The 18480-nt window shown below is 49.7% G+C and carries 14 protein-coding genes and 2 pseudogenes; 9 read left to right on the top strand and 7 right to left on the bottom strand.

Annotated elements, in window-relative coordinates; translation table 11 throughout:
* Positions 1–36: 36 nt before the first annotated feature.
* The 3 genes from F4V72_RS05640 (at position 37) to F4V72_RS05650 (ending at position 3854) form a co-directional block, all read left to right on the top strand.
* A complete protein-coding gene (locus tag F4V72_RS05640) occupies positions 37–1044 on the top strand; it encodes a LacI family DNA-binding transcriptional regulator (protein ID WP_053509686.1) in 1008 nt (335 codons plus the stop codon).
* 143 nt (positions 1045–1187) lie between these two features.
* Complete coding sequence (gene nhaC, locus F4V72_RS05645) at positions 1188–2639, top strand: Na+/H+ antiporter NhaC (RefSeq protein WP_150342432.1); 1452 nt, start codon at positions 1188–1190, stop codon at positions 2637–2639.
* A 12-nt stretch (positions 2640–2651) separates the two neighbouring features.
* Complete coding sequence (locus tag F4V72_RS05650; RefSeq protein ID WP_053509688.1) at positions 2652–3854, top strand: MalY/PatB family protein; 1203 nt, start codon at positions 2652–2654, stop codon at positions 3852–3854.
* 112 nt (positions 3855–3966) lie between these two features.
* Here the strand turns inward: F4V72_RS05650 and glgX are convergent, their stop codons facing one another.
* The 6 genes and pseudogenes from glgX to F4V72_RS24340 form a co-directional block, all read right to left on the bottom strand.
* The gene (gene glgX / locus F4V72_RS05655) at positions 3967–6042 is read right to left on the bottom strand and encodes a glycogen debranching protein GlgX (RefSeq protein WP_070804401.1); all 2076 of its coding nucleotides are present in this window, start codon (positions 6040–6042) and stop codon (positions 3967–3969) included.
* A 56-nt stretch (positions 6043–6098) separates the two neighbouring features.
* Positions 6099–8627, bottom strand: a complete 2529-nt coding sequence (gene treY / locus F4V72_RS05660) for a malto-oligosyltrehalose synthase (RefSeq protein ID WP_023249379.1) — start codon at positions 8625–8627, stop codon at positions 6099–6101.
* The gene (gene treZ, locus F4V72_RS05665) at positions 8624–10408 is read right to left on the bottom strand and encodes a malto-oligosyltrehalose trehalohydrolase (protein ID WP_136058278.1); all 1785 of its coding nucleotides are present in this window, start codon (positions 10406–10408) and stop codon (positions 8624–8626) included. Before treZ ends, treY begins: the two co-directional genes overlap by 4 nt.
* Before the next feature lie 130 nt (positions 10409–10538).
* Positions 10539–11324: an OBAP family protein gene (locus F4V72_RS05670; RefSeq protein WP_064055841.1), complete on the bottom strand. Its 786-nt coding sequence runs from the start codon at positions 11322–11324 to the stop codon at positions 10539–10541.
* A 140-nt stretch (positions 11325–11464) separates the two neighbouring features.
* Complete coding sequence (gene hdeB / locus F4V72_RS05675; protein WP_023249382.1) at positions 11465–11794, bottom strand: acid-activated periplasmic chaperone HdeB; 330 nt, start codon at positions 11792–11794, stop codon at positions 11465–11467.
* Between the two features lie 288 nt (positions 11795–12082).
* Positions 12083–12271, bottom strand: a pseudogene (locus F4V72_RS24340) (efflux RND transporter permease subunit); the annotation flags it as partial.
* A gap of 300 nt (positions 12272–12571) precedes the next feature.
* Between F4V72_RS24340 and F4V72_RS05685 the strand changes: the two are divergent.
* The gene (locus tag F4V72_RS05685) at positions 12572–13207 is read left to right on the top strand and encodes a hypothetical protein (protein ID WP_024149762.1); all 636 of its coding nucleotides are present in this window, start codon (positions 12572–12574) and stop codon (positions 13205–13207) included.
* Between the two features lie 134 nt (positions 13208–13341).
* Positions 13342–14253 carry a hemolysin HlyE gene (gene hlyE, locus F4V72_RS05690; RefSeq protein ID WP_023249385.1) on the top strand — a complete coding sequence of 304 codons (912 nt, stop codon included), beginning with the start codon at positions 13342–13344 and terminating at the stop codon, positions 14251–14253.
* 118 nt (positions 14254–14371) lie between these two features.
* Here hlyE and F4V72_RS05695 read toward each other — a convergent pair whose 3' ends face one another.
* The gene (locus F4V72_RS05695) at positions 14372–14803 is read right to left on the bottom strand and encodes an OsmC family protein (RefSeq protein ID WP_023249386.1); all 432 of its coding nucleotides are present in this window, start codon (positions 14801–14803) and stop codon (positions 14372–14374) included.
* A 515-nt stretch (positions 14804–15318) separates the two neighbouring features.
* Between F4V72_RS05695 and bdm the strand changes: the two genes are divergently transcribed.
* The 4 genes and pseudogenes from bdm (at position 15319) to F4V72_RS05715 (ending at position 18454) form a co-directional block, all read left to right on the top strand.
* On the top strand, positions 15319–15534 hold the full coding sequence (bdm, locus tag F4V72_RS05700) for a biofilm-dependent modulation protein (RefSeq protein ID WP_000495700.1): 216 nt from the start codon (positions 15319–15321) through the stop codon (positions 15532–15534).
* 94 nt (positions 15535–15628) lie between these two features.
* Positions 15629–15772, top strand: coding sequence for a stationary-phase-induced ribosome-associated protein (sra, locus tag F4V72_RS05705; protein WP_000841559.1), 144 nt, complete (start codon positions 15629–15631; stop codon positions 15770–15772).
* Between the two features lie 177 nt (positions 15773–15949).
* Positions 15950–17647 (top strand): NAD-dependent malic enzyme, encoded by a 1698-nt coding sequence (locus tag F4V72_RS05710; RefSeq protein ID WP_136058279.1) that lies wholly within the window; start codon positions 15950–15952, stop codon positions 17645–17647.
* A gap of 283 nt (positions 17648–17930) precedes the next feature.
* Positions 17931–18454: pseudogene (locus F4V72_RS05715) on the top strand (alcohol dehydrogenase catalytic domain-containing protein).
* Positions 18455–18480 lie beyond the last annotated feature (26 nt).

Here is an 18480-nt window from a genome sequence, read left to right on the forward strand (position 1 = left end):
TTTGATACCCTTTAAACGTACAAATATGAGCTTAACATGGCGACAATAAAGGATGTTGCATCCCTGGCCGGTGTATCAACCGCGACTGTATCACGCGTCATTAACCAGACTGCGTGGGTTGAACCCGTCACGCGCGAACGTGTAGAGAAAGCCATGCGCGATCTCAATTATCGCCGAAACGCCGCCGCTATCGCACTGGCGAAACGCAGCGGCGATATGCTCGGATTGTTAACCGGCAATCTGGCCGATCCTTTTTTTGCCCGCCTTGCTCGCGGCGTAGAAGATGTTTCTCGTAAACAGCAGTATCGCCTGATGGTATGTAGCGGCGGCCACGATGAAGACATGGAAAAAGCGGGACTGGATTTCCTGGTTAATCAAGGCTGTGAGGCTATCGTAGTACACGCCAGTCGATTAGCGGATAAAGAGCTGCTGCGCTACGCAGCCCACTTTCCGGCGCTGGTTGTTGTTAATCGTTATATCGCTGGTATGGCCAACCGCTGTATCTGGCTGGAAAATCGCAGCGCCGCCAGGGAAGCGACCCGGTATCTTTTAGCGAACGGGCATCGGCGCATTGCCTGTGTGACATCTGACTTGCCCATTATCGATCGTCAGGAACGTCTTGATGGTTATCGTCAGGCGCTGGAAGAATATGGTATTTCGCCAGATCCCTGCTGGGTGATTAGCGTTCCGTTTAACGAAGAAGGCGGCGAGCGGGCCGCACATCAGCTTATTAATAGCGGGCTTCCCCTTACGGCGGCGGTCACGTTTAACGATGTTATGGCCGCTGGCATTATGCGTATTCTTCATCAACGCGGCGTTCACCTTCCGCAACAGCTCTCTATTGTCGGCTTTGATGATGTGGTGCTGGCCCGGTATCTTTATCCGGCGTTAACAACAATGCATTATCCGGTCGAACAAATGGCGCGTTGTGCCGCGCAACTGGCGATACAGTTATACCAGGGCATTACGCCGCCGCCCAGCAGTAACCGTTTCAATGCTGAACTGGTGATCCGAGATTCTGTCGCGCCCTATTTTTCACGTTGAATGCGTCGTCAACGGTAAAAACTGTGATGACTATCAAATTAACCCTTCTCATGTAATCGGTTACATGGACGAAAGTAATGGATCACAGTAGTGAGAAGCGTATTCCCCTACCCTTGAGCTACCTTACTGACCGGAGCTCCATTATGAGTGCATCACAAAACAAGAAGAAAACGCTGTCATTGGGTTTAGCGCTAATCCCTGTCATTTCCATGTTGTTATTGTTGATAATCGGTTACGGCATCATGGGGCTACGTATCGAACCGCTCCTTCTGTGCTCTGCGGCAGTAGCGGCAGGCATTGCGTGGTGGCAAGGATACTGCTGGGAAGACATCATCAACTCAGTGGTGGATAAACTGGCTAAAGCAATGCCGGTTATCATGATCCTGATCTGCGTGGGCGGTTTGATTGGCACCTGGATGTTTAGCGGCACCATTCCCTACATGGTGTACTGGGGGCTAAAACTGATAAGCCCGGAATATATTTTGATTGCGGCCTTCTTTTTAACCAGCGTGGTCTCCGTTTGTACCGGTACATCGTGGGGGTCCGCCGGGACGGTTGGCGTTGCGTTAATGGGGGTTGCCGCCGGGCTGGACGTGTCGCTTGCGGCGGCGGCCGGCGCCGTCGTTTCTGGCGCTTATTTCGGCGACAAAATCTCACCGTTGTCCGACTCGACTAACTTTGCCGCCATTGTCGCAGACACCACCCTGTTTGAACATATTCAGCATTTACTTTGGACGACCCTGCCAAGTTTCCTGCTAGCCGCCGTGGTTTATCTTATCGCCGGACACAGTAATATGCTGGGCGAAGTGGCTACGCCGCAGCGGGTCACGGACATCATCCACTCGCTGGAGTCGCTATATCATTTTAATATTGTTCTTATTTTGCCACCGGTGATCGTACTGTGGGGCGCAATCCGCAAGAAGCCTGTCATCCCATTAATGTTAAGCGCCTGCGTACTTGCCTTGTTCCTCGGCGTCATCATGCAGGGACTAAGCATCAAACAGGGGCTGGACGCCTTCATTGATGGATTTGATATCGCCATGTTCCCACAAGGCGCTGAAGGTGTCGTGGCCGATCTTCCACGCCTGTTAAACCGGGGGGGAATGTTCTCGATGATGGGAACGATACTGTTGGTTTTCTGCGCTTTTTCGTTTGCCGGAGCGCTAACGTTAACCGGCGCGTTAACGATCATCATTAACCGGCTGTTGACCATTATTCATAGCGTTGGTCAGCTAATTGCCGCCACTATCGGCACCACAATTTTGGTCACCGGGGCGACCAGCGACGGTAAATTGGCATTGTTAGTTCCCGCCGAATTGTTTAAAGATGCCTATCGTCGCATGGGGCTGGATACTAAAAACCTTTCACGTACGATAGAAGATGCCGGTACCGTTATCGAACCTCTCCTGCCGTGGACCTCGGCTGGCGTCTACATGGCGACTACATTGGGCGTTAGCACGCTGGATCTTCTGCCCTGGGCTATCCAGTGCTATGCAGCGATCTTCTTCGCATTAATTTATGGTTTTAGCGGAATTGGTATCGCCAGAACCGCCCCCGCCTCAGAAAAGTCGCCGCAATCGTCAGTGACGGAATAATAAGGAAACAAGATGGATTTTAACCAGATTATCAATCGCAACAATACTGGTTCGGTAAAGTGGGATTTTATTGAGCGTCACTTTGGCGACGGCGCCGGCAAACTGCTACCGATGTGGGTTTCTGATTTCGATTTTGCCTGCCCGCCTGAGGTTCAGACGGCATTGCATCAGCGAATCGAGCACGGCGTATTTGGCTATAGCGAACGTGATGAGGCATACTTTAACGCCCTGCTTCACTGGTTTTTGTCACGCCACCAGCTCACGCTAAAACAGGAATGGGTATGCAGCGTGGAAGGCGTCGTACCAGGGTTGGCACTCTTAGTGCAAATGTTGACGCATCCAGGTGACGGCGTAGTGGTACAGGGGCCATACTATGGCTCCTTCGCCAAAATAATCACGTTTAATGGTAGAAAACTGCTGGAGAATCCCCTTAGCGAGTCGCCGGACGAAGGCTACCAGATGGATTTTTGCCAACTGGAAAGGCTGTTTCGCCATGAACGCCCTCCGCTGATGATTTTGTGTAATCCACATAATCCAACCGGGCGTTGCTGGTCGGCCAACGAACTGGAGCAACTGCTTTTATTATGTGAGACTTATGATGTCACCCTCATCTCGGATGAGATATGGGCCGATCTATTGTTGCCCGGAGAAACCTTTACCTCGGTACTGCATTTAGGGGAGCGTTGGCATAAACGGGTCATCTCCGCCACTGCGGCCAGCAAAACGTTTGGCTTATCGTCGCTGCGAATTTCTAACTTTCTCATTCCCGATCCTACGCTTCGCCAGCGATTCTTATCTCGTCTGGACGCTCATGGGCTGGACGTCTTTAATGCCCTCTCCGTTCAGGCGGCGACTACTGCATGGAATGAAAGCAGACAATGGCTGGATTCGCTACTGGATTACCTGGCGGAAAATCGCCGCTGGTTTGTTGAACAGGCGGCAGAGCATCTTCCCTGGGCAAGAATTGTCCCGGCGCAGGGAACCTATTTATTATGGATGGATTGTAAAAAACTGGGACTGGATGACGAACAGCTAAAATGGGTGATGGCGGATGTCGCGGGTATCGCCCCTTCAATGGGCAGCGGCTTTGGCCCGGCGGGCAGCGGATTTATCCGTTTAAATCTGGGATGTCCCCGTACCTACCTTGAAATGGCAATAGACGGCCTGAAGCGAATCTCGGTGAAGTCAATCAAAGGAGCACCAACAGGCGGATGAAATTTTGGACGGTAAACGGAGAACGGTGTTATTTCTGCGACATGATATCGCCTGAGTGGCAGTAAAAAAACCGGCCATAAAGGCCGGTTGGGTCTGGAGCGCAGTTTCAGTATCAGGGGCGTCTGAATAACACGATGCTGCGCCCGGCCAGATCGAAATCTATCTCTTCGGTAATCCGCATTCCCTGCTGCGCGTCATCGTCAGTCGTCAGCTCAAGCACCCAGCCGCCCTCTCCCCACATCGGAATACGGAACGGTACGCTGCCTTCAAACGGATTGAAAAGCAGTAAGGCGTCATGCCAGATCCCTGCTTCCGGCTGGAGATCGGGACGACTAATGCATACGCCTATCGTCGATCCCTCATCCCATTGTTCGGATTGCTGCGGTCCTCCCCCGGCGTTAAACCAGCGGATCTCCAGACCGTCACGCCAGCTCTCCCGACGCAGCAACGGCTGCGTGGCGCGCAGTTGAATCAGATGACGGGTAAACTCCCGTAGCGCATTGGCGGTTTCCGGCAAATTATCCCAGTGGACCCACGATATTTCACTATCCTGACAGTAGCCATTGTTATTGCCCATCTGACTGCGACCAAACTCATCGCCCGCTAATAACATCGGCGTGCCGTGCGAGAAAAGCAAGGTGGTCAGGAAATTGCGTTTCTGTCGCTCGCGTATCGCATTGATGCCTTCATCGTCGGTTGGCCCTTCTGCGCCATAGTTACAGGAGCGGTTATCATTATGCCCGTCATTATTATCTTCGCCATTGGCTTCATTATGTTTGTCGTTATAAGACACCAGATCGTTCAGAGTGAAGCCATCATGGGCGGTGATAAAGTTTACGCTTGACCAGGGGCGACGGCCGCGCAAATCGTAGAGATCGCCGGAACCCAGCAGGCGTGCGGCAAAATCATTTGTGACGTTGTCACCTTTCCAGTATTCGCGTACCGTATCCCGGTATTTATCATTCCATTCGCCCCACCCCGGTGGAAAACCGCCAACCTGATAGCCGCCCGGTCCGATATCCCAGGGTTCGCCAATCAGTTTCAGTTTTGCCAGCACCGGGTCTTGCGTTACCGCATCAAAAAAGCCGCCTCGCTGATCAAAGCCTTCCGGCTCACGTCCAAGAATGGTGCCCAAATCAAAACGAAAACCGTCGACATGCATTGACTCCGTCCAATAGCGAAGGGAATCCATCACCATTTGCAGTACCCGCGGATGAGAGGTATTGACGGTATTACCTGTCCCTGTATCGTTAATGTAATAGCGATGCTGATCGGGCATAGTGCGATAGTAAGAAAAGTTATCGATACCTTTAAATGACAGCGTGGGGCCAAGCTCATTCCCTTCTGCCGTATGGTTATAGACCACGTCCAGTATCACTTCGACACCGGCATCATGGAAAGCGCGCACCATATCGCGGAATCCCTGAATACCTTTTGGACCATAGTAGCGCGTCGCCGGCGCAAAAAAGCCAAGCGAGTTGTATCCCCAGAAATTTTTCAAACCTTTATCGAGCAGATGCTGATCGTCCGGGAACCAGTGAACGGGTAAAAGCTCGACGGAGGTAATACCCAAGCTTTTAATGTAATCCACGCTGGCTTTATGCCCCATACCCTCAAACGTACCGCGTAGAGGCTCAGGGATCGCGGAATTAAGCTGGGTAAAGCCTTTTACATGCGTTTCATAAATAATGGCGTTCGACCACGGTATGGAAGGCCGTTGGCTGTCCTCCCAGTTAGCCTCAGCCGGATCAATCACCCGGCATTTAGGCGTAAATGGCGCGCTATCCTGGTCATCAAAGGTCAAATCTTTATCGTCATGGAGTAATTGATACGCGAAATGCGCATCGTTCCAGTGAATATCGCCCATCAGCTCACGGGCATAAGGGTCAATAAGCAGCTTATTGGGGTTAAAACGATGACCATTTTCCGGGTCATAAGGACCGTAAACGCGGTACCCATACAGCGTGCCGGGCTGCAAATTCGGGACATAGCCGTGCCATATTTCGTCGGTATATTCCGGTAACTCCAGACGAGCGATTTCATGTTCCCCGCTCGGATCGTAAAGACAAAGCTCGACGCGTTCCGCATGGGCGGAAAAAATAGCGAAATTCACGCCTTCGCCGTCATAATTCGCGCCAAGCGTATGGCTGTACCCTGATCTGATTTCAAAAGTCCTGTTTGTTGTCATTCTCTTTCTCCACCCACGGTAAAAGTTGTCCTGTAACGGCACATCAACACATAAACTCAGTCGCTCATTAAAACCAGTACGCCGCCCTGGTGTGAGGCCAACGACAGGTGTTCATCAAGCGTTAACCTCTCTTGGGTAAGCGCATTGCGATAACGACGCTGATTAAGTTGTCCGGGTATAATAATGTCGGTTCCTGCCCAAAAACCGACGTGTGATTGCGACAATAAGCCGTCACATTCGGCGAACACCAGCCGGGGCGCAACGACAATCAGCGCGTCATTATGATTGACTCTGGCGTAAGCGATGACCTTGTCGGCGCGCTGACCAACAGCCCGCAACGGCACATATTCGCCAAAACGGAATAGATCATGATTCTGCTGACGCAGACGCAGTAATGCGGCGGTGGCATACTGATTCACCTGTCCGTTCAGCCAGCTTTCTTCACGCGAGAAAACACTCGGCGCTAGTTGGTCTAACTGCTGCGCCAGCGTGGCGAAATCCGGTTCGCGGCGGTTGTCGGGATCGACAAGGCTAAAATTCAACGCCTCGCTCCCCTGATAGATATCAGGTACTCCCGGCGCGGTTAATTTGATAACGGTCTGCGTCAGGCTGTTAACCAGTCCTGCGCGGATGAAGGGTTGCAAGGAACGATAAAAGTCCTGCAAAAATGTCTGATTATCCGGCGCCAGTAAATAACGGGCGTAATCAAGCATTGCCGTTTCGTAAGCCTCATTACTGTCCACCCAATCGGTACGCAGCTTCGCTTCACGTAACGCTTTCTCCACAAAGGCTTCAAAGCGTGTTCTCAGCGCGTTTAAACCTGTTTCGTCCTGGGGATTTAGCATCGGGGGCCAGACGCCGGTCAGCGCCTGATATAACATCCACGTATCCGCCGATTTTGGCGCAGTGCCATCATTCAAAAATTTGACATGGGTCTGGTTCATCTGCCGCCAGCGGGCAAGGCATTCGCTCCACTGCTCCGGCGCTTCGGTAAGCGTATACAGGCGTGCTCGCGCATCTTCGCCGCGCTTGGTATCGTGGGTCGAGGTACCGGATAACGCATCAGGCTGTCGCGCCTGTCGGGTTTTCATCTCATGGTGAAAACGTTCGATGGAAAAGTGATGCGCGACGGGCTCGGCACCGACTTCATTTAACGCCAGCCCCATGTTTTGACGAAAGAAAAGCGTATCCTCTACCGATTTCGCCATCAGCGGACCGGTGAGTTGTTGGAACCGAACGCGAAACTGTGTCGCCTCCTCCTGGCTGGAGGTGGGAACATCGCCGGTAAGAAGACGGCTCAGAAGTGTAAGCGCATCTGGCTGCGGAGGGTTTTCAAGCGTCTTTACCCGCTCCACAATACGGTGTAACAGGCAAATATCGGTCGGCGGTAGTCCTTCTGCCGTGCCGTAAGTGCGATATACGGGAAAGGCAATTAATAACTCGCGTAATGCCTGCCGAACGACGCTCTCTTCCTGTGCAATCTGTAGCTCTCTGGCAATCGACAGCGCAAGCACGAGCAGCCGGGTAAATTCCCCCTCGAAATTGCGATCGACCATCAGCAGTTTAGCCGCCCGTAATTCCGCCCGCATATCCACTGGCGTGCCTTTTACGGTCTCGTAAGCCTGGCGCAGATTGTTGATCTGCTCATCGTCAACCAGCACCTCCGCCAGCGAGGCGATAAATTCATAGCCTGTGGTGCCGGAAACCGGCCAGTCATCGGGAAGTTGCTCGCCTTTAGCGAGAATTTTTTCCACGGTGATATAGCACGTCGGCCCCACTGCCTGACGTAAACGCGCAAGATAGGCTTTCGGATCGGCAAGGCCGTCGATATGGTCGATACGTAAACCGTCGACCGCTCCCGTTCTGACCAGCTCCAGAATCAGCCGATGTGTATCGTCGAAGACGGTTTTATCTTCCACCCGCATTCCCACCAGCCCTGTTACCTCAAAGAAACGCCGATACGAGAGCGAGTGAGCGGCATCGCGCCAGGACATTAATTTCCACGGCTGGCGCTCATGCAAATCAGCAATGGCGGCCTTATCGGTAAGTGCCAGTATTTCAGCCTCACGCCCCTGCCACGTCGCCGGAGCAAGCGGGTAATAATTTTCATAATAGGCGAACGCGGGTTTACCCGTAGCGGGGTCGGGCTTAATCGTAATTTCTTCGTTTTCCAGTACGGCGTCAAACGTGTCACCTAAAAAAGGCAGCGTCAGTCGGCGCGACCAGTCAATATCGAAATGGCGCGCGTAACGACTCTCCTTGCCATATTCAAGCACGTCGCGCCACCAGGCGTTTTCCAGCGAGCTGGCCATGTGATTAGGCACAATATCAATGATCAATCCCAGACCTTGCGCTTTAAGCTCGGCCACCAGTCGTTCAAATCCTTCGCGCCCGCCAATAGAAGGCTCAATCTCATTCGTATTGGTAACATCATAACCATGCGTTGACGCTTTGGTGGCGGTAAAGATGGGTGAGGCATAAAGATGGCTGATACCCAGATTTTTAAGGTAAGGCACCAGCGCCGCAGCTCGATCGAAGGTCATGCCATTGCGAAACTGAAGGCGATACGTTGCAGTTGGGATCATGATGCAGACTCTCCCTGGGCTAAGCGGACAATAAGAGAATGTTGGGAAAGCGACCCGGTGGATTCATTAGGCCAGGCGAAGAGGGTCTTACCCGGTAAATCGGGCAGCAATACCGTCGTGGCGCTAATGTTCAGCGCCAGCGACAGCGTTCCTCCCGGAAAATGCCAACTGACGGCAATAAACCCGGGCGCGGTTTGCAATACGGTTCCTGAACTCTCACGGGCAGCGAACAAAAGCGGCACGATATGCTTCTGGCGCAAAAGCAGTAGTTCGCGGGTAAACGCCAGCCACGCTTTACCCTCTTCACTGTGCTGTTGCTTCCAGTTAAGTTTTGAGCGTTGAAAGGTCTCTGGTGCATTCGGGTCCGGAACATTCTCACCCGCATGATCGGCAAACTCTTTTGCGCGACCTTCGCGAACGGCGCGGGCTAAATCCCCATGGAAATCGGTAAAAAAAAGAAAAGGACGGCTCTCGCCATACTCTTCGCCCATGAAAAGTAGCGGAATATGCGGTGAAAGCAGCAACGTGGCGAGCAATACTTTTGTTCGTTCAGCGCCTGCCAGGGTTATCAGTCTGTCGCCCTGGGCGCGGTTACCAATCTGATCATGATTCTGAATAAAATCCACAAAGGCGACTGGGGGTTGTCCGGTACTTTTTACGCCGCGAGGTTCGCCGGTTTGTGGTGAAATTTCTCCCTGATAAGCGAATCCTTCGGCCAGCGCTCTTGCGAAGTGTTTTTCCGGGGCATCAGCAAAATCGTTGTAGTAGGCATGGGTCTCTCCGGTCGCAAAAACGTGGACGGCATTATGAACATCGTCATTCCATTCGGCGGTAAACAACGGCGCATTACCACCCTGCTCACGGGGATGCAGGGAGATAATATTGCGGCTATCTTCGGTAGTAAGATGAATGGGCCTGTCGGTAATGTCTTCCCGAATACGTTGTGCGATTTCAACCAACACATGCTTTGCGCTACTGTCTTCGATCTGATCGATAGCGTCAAAGCGCAAGCCGTCGAGATGGTATTCTGTCAGCCAGTATAGCGGTGCCTCGATGATATAGCGCCGCACGGCGTCGACATCATAGGCGATACCATTTCCCCACGGCGTCATGCGCTCTTTGTGGAAAAATGTCGGCGCCAATAGCGGTAAATAATTTCCCTCCGGGCCGAAATGGTTCAGCACAATATCCAGGATGACAGAAAGACCATACCCATGCGCGGCGTCAATAAACGCTTTGAAATCATCCGGCGTCCCATAGGCAGAATGCGGCGCGTAAAGCAGCACGCCGTCATATCCCCAGCCGCGCTCGCCGCCAAATTGCGCAACGGGCATCACTTCAATAACGGTGACGCCGAGTTCAGCGAGATAAGGCAGCTTTGCTATTGCGGCGCGGAAGGTGCCTTCCGGAGTGAACGTGCCTGTATGCATTTCGTACACCACGGCCTGCTCCCAACGACAGCCTTTCCAACCGGTGTTGCGCCACGTGTAGCTTCCTGGGTCAACTACATATGACGGACCGTTGACGTCAGTTTTTTGGGCGCGGGAAGCCGGATCGGGGACAATCATGCCATCGCTGAGTACAAAGTTATACTCCGTACCTGGCGATACCCCGGATACCTCCAGCGTAAACCAGCCGTCACCGCTCGCCAGCATCTCATGATCTTTACCGGCAAGCCGGAGCATAACCTTTTGCTGGCCGGTGGCCCAAAGACGAAAGCGGACAACATCAGCGGCGATATATTCAGCCCCCCAGCTTTTGCAAAAAATTTTTGAACTCATTTGTCGCTCCGTTTAACCCATAACCTCTACAGCATCCGAAGAACAAGCATAGACTATGTGGCTACTCTTTAAGTGACACTGTCACATAAAGGTTGGTCTTTTTCGTATCCGCCTGTAGTAAACCGTGGAATTATTGTCGGGATTGCTCAGATTTGCCGAAATGCGCGGTATCGCCTCGCCCGTGTTCGCCAGAACCCTGAACACGTTGTAGCTGGATAATTTCCCCCTGCTCCCAGGCGTTAGCGCCCTTAATGACGGGGTGCGCTGGCAGATCCTGCCGCGCGTGCTTAATGGCCTGGGTATCAATCCCCAGACGGCGATCGCGATCGGCCAACAGTGCCGGATCAAGCTGCCCTTCGCCAGTAAAGCCCATCATCAGCGCAGGGATACCCATCGGCAGGGTTTTATCCCGGTCAGTATGCCAGGTGTGCCAGGTTTTACCGTAGGTATTAACAATCTTACTCATTAACGCCTTATCAGCGACCTGCGGTAAGCCAGGCGCCACCAGGCTGCCGGATTTCACCTCGTACTGGTGGCTGTGCCACAGTTTTTTCTCCTCGGGTGGAAGCGTTTTAAATAAACGTTCGCTGATAATGTACTCCACCCCCATCAGGCGCGCGTTTTTAGTATTGCCGTCGTAAATTACCGCCTGCATTACATCTTCATTCAGGACGGTAACGTAATGGTGGGCCTCCATCTGTCCGTTTTTATCACCGCTATAAAAATGGAACCCGTCAAGGTAGGTACTGATGGCATCGACAGGAGGTCGGGATTGAATAGCCGCCGCGCCTGTTTCCAGGGTACGTAATTTGGTAGAGGTTTTTTCACCCGGGACAGGCGTTTTAGGCGGCGTATTATTGGCGCCGCATCCGGTCAGAAAAGGAATGATAAAGAGTGCCAGCGGTAAGGTTTTCATTAGATCTCCATATTGAAAGGGCTCTAATGAAAATAGTGCAATACCGCGCAATTGGTAGAAGAAATGGAAGATGTTATTTGTGACAGCGTCACAAACGTCAAAACCCGACACACTTGCCGGGTTTTAATATCAGTTTACTCTTATTTTGCGAGCTCTTTTTTGATTTCGTCTTTTATTTTGCTTAATTCACTCTGTGGGTTTTTCTTACAAAGTTCAACGGCTAATGGCACCGCTGTCGTTTCGGTTTCCTGGAAATCAACGTAGTCCCCGCCTTTAAAATCTTCATCTTCATTCAGCACCCAGAAAGCGACTGGCGCCATAGTTTGCGGATTGAGGTCTACAAACTCCTGGCAGCTCATACCTTTAGGCGTAACATTTGTTTTAGTGGTATCTGTTGCCGCATTCACGCTAACACTGGTTACCAGCGCTGCCACGATAATACCTGCTGTAGCAAGGGAGAATTTATTCATTGTTGTTACTCCAGTAATTATATAAATAACCTCTACATCTGCGCGTTAACCCGTTAATGTAGAACGAAGAAATAATACCCCTCCACTCCCAGGAATAAAGACTACGACGCGTGATATGGCTATTATTGATATTTACGTTGACTGATTTTGATGTTTGATGAATAAAGCAACATGGCGAGCAGATCTTAGGACGAAAAAGTATACCACGACAACAGCAAATGACGTGGTATGCACTGCGTTGAGCTGATGAAAGGGAACTTCGCTCTGACATGCCGTCGCAACGGCGCAATCGCGCGCCAGCCAGACATAAACGGTGGGCAGAACAAACATCGTAAACAGAGTGCCTGTCAGCATCCCGGAAGCAATCACCAGCCCCAGGCCAAAACGGCTTGCGGCGTCTACGCCGCTGGCGAACAGTAGCAGGGCTAAACCAAACACTATTGCCCCGGTAGTCATCAGCATCGGGCGCAATCGGATCTACAATACAATTTCATAGCATTTACAGATAGTCGGACAATTTCAGGTTTCCGTAAGCATAAAAAACACCTTTCGTACACAAACGGTATACTTCCAGTAGATTTATTTTTATTTAGCACTATAACTGCAAGCAGTTGAATCCAAAAGATAATAATTCAGGTATTATTGGGAGGGAAATTTACATAATTAAGATAAATAAATGATTATCGGTGAAGTGAGCGACGTTTACGTTTTGTTGCAACCACGTCTTTATACTTTTTATGAGTGCTATTTTTTTGGCTAATTAAAAAGGTAAAGTTAATGAAACTATCCGTAACATTGGCGTTTTTCGGTTACATGATGGTATCCAGTATGGCACAAGCTAGCGATATCAATATGTGGCGTGAACCCAAACCTGTTGTGAAAGAGGGTAAATATTACAGTTTAATCGTGGATCGTGGCGAGTTGCAGAAAGCAGTAAAAAGCAGCAATAACAACTATCTCTTTTCCGAAAAAGGTGCAGGAGTGAAACCGCTGGTATTGATCGGCTCTCCGGTAGAGATTAGCGAATTTATGTTGCAAAATAAAACTCGCGGCATTGAAAACCACATTAAAGATCTACCTGATATTTATATGGGAGTGACAAAATATAAGCCCAAACAACGTTTTACCGGCTTATTTCCGCTACAGGATATATTGACTCAAACTGTTGATCAGGTATCGAAATTTGTGCCCGGTTCCGATATCACCGATGCGGCGGGGATCCCCTCCGACCTAAAAGCATTACAGCAAGCCATTTTGGCTATGAAGCAAAAAGATAAAACCAGCAACAATATGCTGTACGTCAAATTTAGCTACTTGCCGGAAGATGGGATGGTGAAAGTAGGAAGCAAAACAGTTTCTTTTGGTCGTATTCTGGAGAAAATGCAGCAGAGTAATCGCGCCCTGCGTAGATAAGTAGGAAGCTGCCAGTATTTCCAGCTTCTGGAATGTTAACTTAAGCTACAAAAGCTGTCTGGAGGTAATAGGTAAGAATAAGTTATAAAACAGGAGCTTAATTACAATTTATATATTTAAAGAGGCAAATGATTATGACTGAAATATTTGCAAATCAAACTGTAGAGGTAGTTAAAAGCGCGATCGAAACCGCAGATGGGGCATTAGATCTTTATAACAAGTACCTCGACCAGGTCATCCCCTGGAAGACCTTTGATGAAACCATAAAAGAGTTAAGCCGTTTTAAACATGAGTATTCACAGGCAGCTTCTGTTTTAGTCGGTGATATTAAAGTTTTGCTTATGGACAGCCAGGATAAGTATTTTGAAGCGACACAAACTGTTTATGAATGGTGTGGTGTCGCGACGCAATTACTCACAGCGTATATTTTACTATTTGATGAATATAATGAGAAGAAAGCATCAGCCCAGAAAGACATTCTCATTAGAATATTAGATGATGGCGTCAAGAAACTGAATGAAGCGCAAAAATCTCTCCTGGTAAGTTCACAAAGTTTCAACACCGCTTCCGGAAAACTGCTGGCATTAGATAGCCAGTTAACCAATGATTTCTCGGAAAAAAGCAGTTATTTCCAGTCACAGGTGGATAAAATTCGTAAGGAAGCTTATGCCGGTGCTGCAGCCGGCATAGTCGCCGGTCCGTTTGGATTAATTATTTCCTATTCTATTGCTGCTGGCGTGATTGAAGGGAAACTGATTCCAGAATTGAATAACAGGCTAAAAGCAGTGCAAAGTTTCTTTACTACCTTATCGGCTACAGTGAAACAAGCGAATAAAGATATCGATGCGGCAAAATTGAAATTAGCCACCGAAATAGCAGCAATTGGGGAGATAAAAACGGAAACCGAAACAACCAGATTCTACGTTGATTATGATGATTTAATGCTTTCTTTACTAAAAGGAGCTGCAAAGAAAATGATTAACACCTGTAATGAATACCAACAAAGACACGGTAAGAAGACGCTTCTCGAGGTTCCTGACGTCTGATACATTTTCATCCGCTCTGTGTACTCTTAACGCCCGATAGCGTGAAGAAAATGAGAGGGAGAAAAAGCGATATTCCACAGCCCGATAAACGAGAGTCGTTACCGGGCTGATGGAGTTATCAGGCGTTAAGCTGGTAGTTGAGGGTAATTTCGGCGTTCAGTACCTGCGAAACCGGGCATCCGGCTTTCGCTTTCTGGATAATTTGCTCAAACGTGGCGTCATCAATATCCGGTACGGCGACATTGCTTTGTAGCGCAATTTTGCTGATGGCGAAACCCGCCTCCACTTTGTCCAGCGATACGTTAGCGGTAGTGTCAATCGATGTCGGCGTAAACCCTGCCTCGCCCAGCATTAACGACAGCGCCATAGAGAAACAGGCCGCGTGCGCGGCACCAATTAACTCTTCCGGGTTGGTACCCTGCGCGCCTTCAAAACGTGTATTAAAGCCATACGGTTGTTGGTTAAGGGCGCCGCTTTCTGTTGATACTGTCCCCTTACCTCGTTTAATGTCGCCTTCCCAGTGTGCCTGACCTTTCTTATGGATTGTCATTTCTGCTCTCCTGTTGGCTCAAAAAAGAAAGTATAGACCATCCTGCTAATCTGAGTTGATCTGCTGATGGATGTTGTCAAGCACCCGCATTTCAGATATAGAAAATGACGTTATGCTTTTTGTTTATGTATATTATACCAACAGCTTCACTCTTCTTTAAAGAATATATTCCCTCTTTTACCCTTACTTGTTTTCCTCGAAGAATATTTCTTTTTGTATATTTTTATTCACATTAACACCTGCCGCATCTCTTTGTAATTAAAGGTAAAAATATTAAAAGTGGCATTTTAAATATATATACAATAGCTGCTATTTGCATGAGGGTATGTAATTAAAAAATCACTTTAACAAGCGCATTACATTTCCTGTCGCGGTAAATAATTAACAGAACTGCCTTGCGTAAAAATAATTCCAGGACTAATCTTAACCACAGTCGCAACAATATTTGCCATGCTGAATACGAATTAATTTTCTGCGAGCCGTACTAAATAAATACATCTTCACGGAGGCATTATATGTTTACTTATCACTCAGCAAATACCTCAGCAGCACAACCGGCCCTGGTCAACGCAATTGAACAAGGATTACGCGCGGAGTTAGGCGTTGTCACCGAAGATGATATTTTAATGGAGCTGACCAAATGGGTTGAGGCTTCCGACAATGACATTCTCAGTGACATCTATCAGCAGACCATCAACTATGTGGTGAGCGGGCAGCACCCGACTCTGTAAAACCTGCTATGCTGTAACGGCAACCTTAGGGGTTACGTTTCTTTCGCGTAAGCGAATTTGTCCTTAAAACTAGCAACAGGATTGAGGAGTTAACATGAAATCGAACCGTCAGGCTCGTCATATACTTGGGCTGGATTACAGAATATCCAACCAGCGTAAGGTTGTTACTGAAGGCGACACCAGCAGCGTGGTGAATAATCCAACCGGCAGAAAGCGCCGCGCCGATAGCCAAAAGTAATCGTACAGTCCTGAAATGACGTTAAACACCATTGCATCTGCAATGGTGTTTTTGTTTATAGGAATGACCTTAACGTCTCACAATGCTTTATACTCAGGGCCGACTCCCTGGTGGAAAGGCAATATATGATGATAAACGACGGTGCCAGGGACAGTTATTCGAAAAAGAGTGAGTGACATGGAAACTACAACCAAGAAAGCGCGTTCCCTTTATATCCCTTACGCTGGCCCTGTATTGCTGGAATTTCCCCTGTTAAACAAAGGTAGTGCTTTTAGCGTAGAAGAGCGCCGCAACTTCAATTTGTTAGGACTGCTACCAGAGGTCGTCGAGTCGATTGAAGAACAGGCCGAGCGCGCCTGGCTCCAGTATCAGGGGTTTAAAACGGAAATCGATAAGCATATTTACCTGCGTAACATCCAGGATACCAACGAAACGCTCTTTTATCGACTGGTGCAGAACCATCTTGAAGAGATGATGCCGGTTATCTATACCCCAACAGTAGGTGCGGCCTGTGAGCGCTTCTCTGAGATTTATCGTCGGGCGCGCGGCGTATTTATCTCTTATCCGAACCGTTACAATATGGATGATATTTTGCAGAACGTGCCTAACCACAATATTAAAGTCATTGTGGTGACAGATGGCGAGCGGATTCTGGGGCTTGGCGATCAGGGCATCGGCGGGATGGGTATCCCTATCGGTAAGCTGTCATTATACACCGCCTGCGGCGGCATTAGTCCGGCTTATACCCTTCCCGTTGTGCTGGATGTCGGCACCAACAATCAGCAGTTACTCAACGATCCGCTTTATATGGGCTGGCGTCATCCGCGCATTATCGACGATGAGTATTATGCGTTTGTCGATGAGTTTATTCAGGCTGTTAAACAGCGCTGGCCAGATATCCTGCTTCAGTTTGAGGATTTCGCGCAGAAAAACGCAATGCCGCTACTGGCGCGCTATCGTGATGATATTTGCTCCTTTAACGATGATATTCAGGGCACCGCAGCCGTGACCGTCGGCACGTTGATCGCCGCCAGCCGCGCTGCCGGCAGTCAGCTTAGCGAGCAAAAAATCGTGTTTCTCGGCGCGGGTTCCGCCGGATGTGGAATTGCCGAACAGATCATCGCGCAGACTCAGCGTGAAGGTTTAAGCGAAGATGCCGCCCGGCAGAAAGTTTTTATGGTCGATCGCTTCGGCCTGTTGACGGACCGAATGCCTAATTTATTGCCGTTCCAGACAAAACTGGTGCAGAAATGCGACAATCTCCAGTACTGGGATACCGAGAATGACGTACTGTCGCTACTGGATGTGGTGCGTAACGTGAAGCCGGATATCCTGATCGGGGTTTCCGGCCAAACCGGGCTCTTTACTGAAGAGATCATCCGCGAGATGCATAAGCATTGCCCTCGCCCGATCGTCATGCCGCTCTCTAATCCCACCTCTCGTGTGGAGGCCACGCCACAGGACATTATCGCCTGGACGGAAGGCAACGCGCTGGTGGCAACCGGCAGTCCATTCTCGCCGGTCATCTGGAAAGATAAGGTTTATCCGATCGCACAATGTAATAACGCCTATATTTTCCCCGGCATTGGCCTGGGGGTAATCGCTTCCGGCGCGTCGCGCATTACCGACGAAATGTTGATGTCAGCCAGTGAGACGCTGGCGAAACATTCTCCGCTGGTGAATAACGGCGAAGGATTAGTGTTGCCAGCGCTTAAGGACATCCAGGTCGTGTCGCGCGCTATTGCTTTTGCCGTAGGCAAAATGGCGCAGCAACAAGGTGTAGCGGTGAAAACCTCTGCAGAAGCACTGCAACAGGCGATTGACGATAACTTCTGGAAAGCGGAATACCGCGACTACCGTCGTACTTCCATTTAATGCGCACCCGGCGGTGAATGCCGCCGGATATCACTTTCTTCCTTAGTTTTGGCGAGTCTGCCGACACGCCGCTTATCCGCGCTGAATTCCTTATCCTGCTTATTTGTCAAGCCACTAACATTAGCTACCTTTATGTATTGAACGGGGATTTATTAGGAAAATCCTGGCTAAACTATTACATTGTATTTCTACCACCTTGCATAACTCATCAGAAATATTAATCCTAAAGAGGTAATAGCGCCTTACCTGCTATGCAGTTCACTATTAATAAAAGGAGAAGGTTATGAAAGCTGCTGTTGTCACACAAGATCATCAGGTTGATGTTACTGAGAAAACGCTGCGTCCCCTTCGCCACGGTGAAGCTTTGCTGAAAATGGAGTGCTGCGGCGTATGCCATACCGATCTACACGTGAAAAACGGAGATTTCGGTGATAAAACCGGCGTTATTCTGGGACACGAAGGCATTGGCGTCGTGGAGGAAGTTGGTCCCGGCGTCACCTCCCTGAAACCCGGCGATCGCGCGAGTGTCGCGTGGTTTTTTGAAGGATGCGGACACTGTGAGTATTGCAATACGGGCAATGAAACCTTATGCCGCAACGTGAAAAATGCCGGTTACACGGTAGATGGCGGCATGGCCGAAGAGTGTATTGAACACGTCAGGATCTGACCGAAGCCTTCCAGTTCGCGGCGGAAGGAAAAGTCGTGCCAAAAGTCGCTTTACGTCCGCTTGAAGATATCAACGTTATTTTTAAAGAGATGGAACAGGGACAAATTCGTGGTCGTATGGTCATCGATTTCCGTCGTTAAACGATTTGCCAGTAGCGTCTGGCTGT

Source organism: Salmonella enterica subsp. diarizonae, from assembly GCF_008692785.1.
Classification (GTDB): Bacteria; Pseudomonadota; Gammaproteobacteria; order Enterobacterales; family Enterobacteriaceae; genus Salmonella; species Salmonella diarizonae.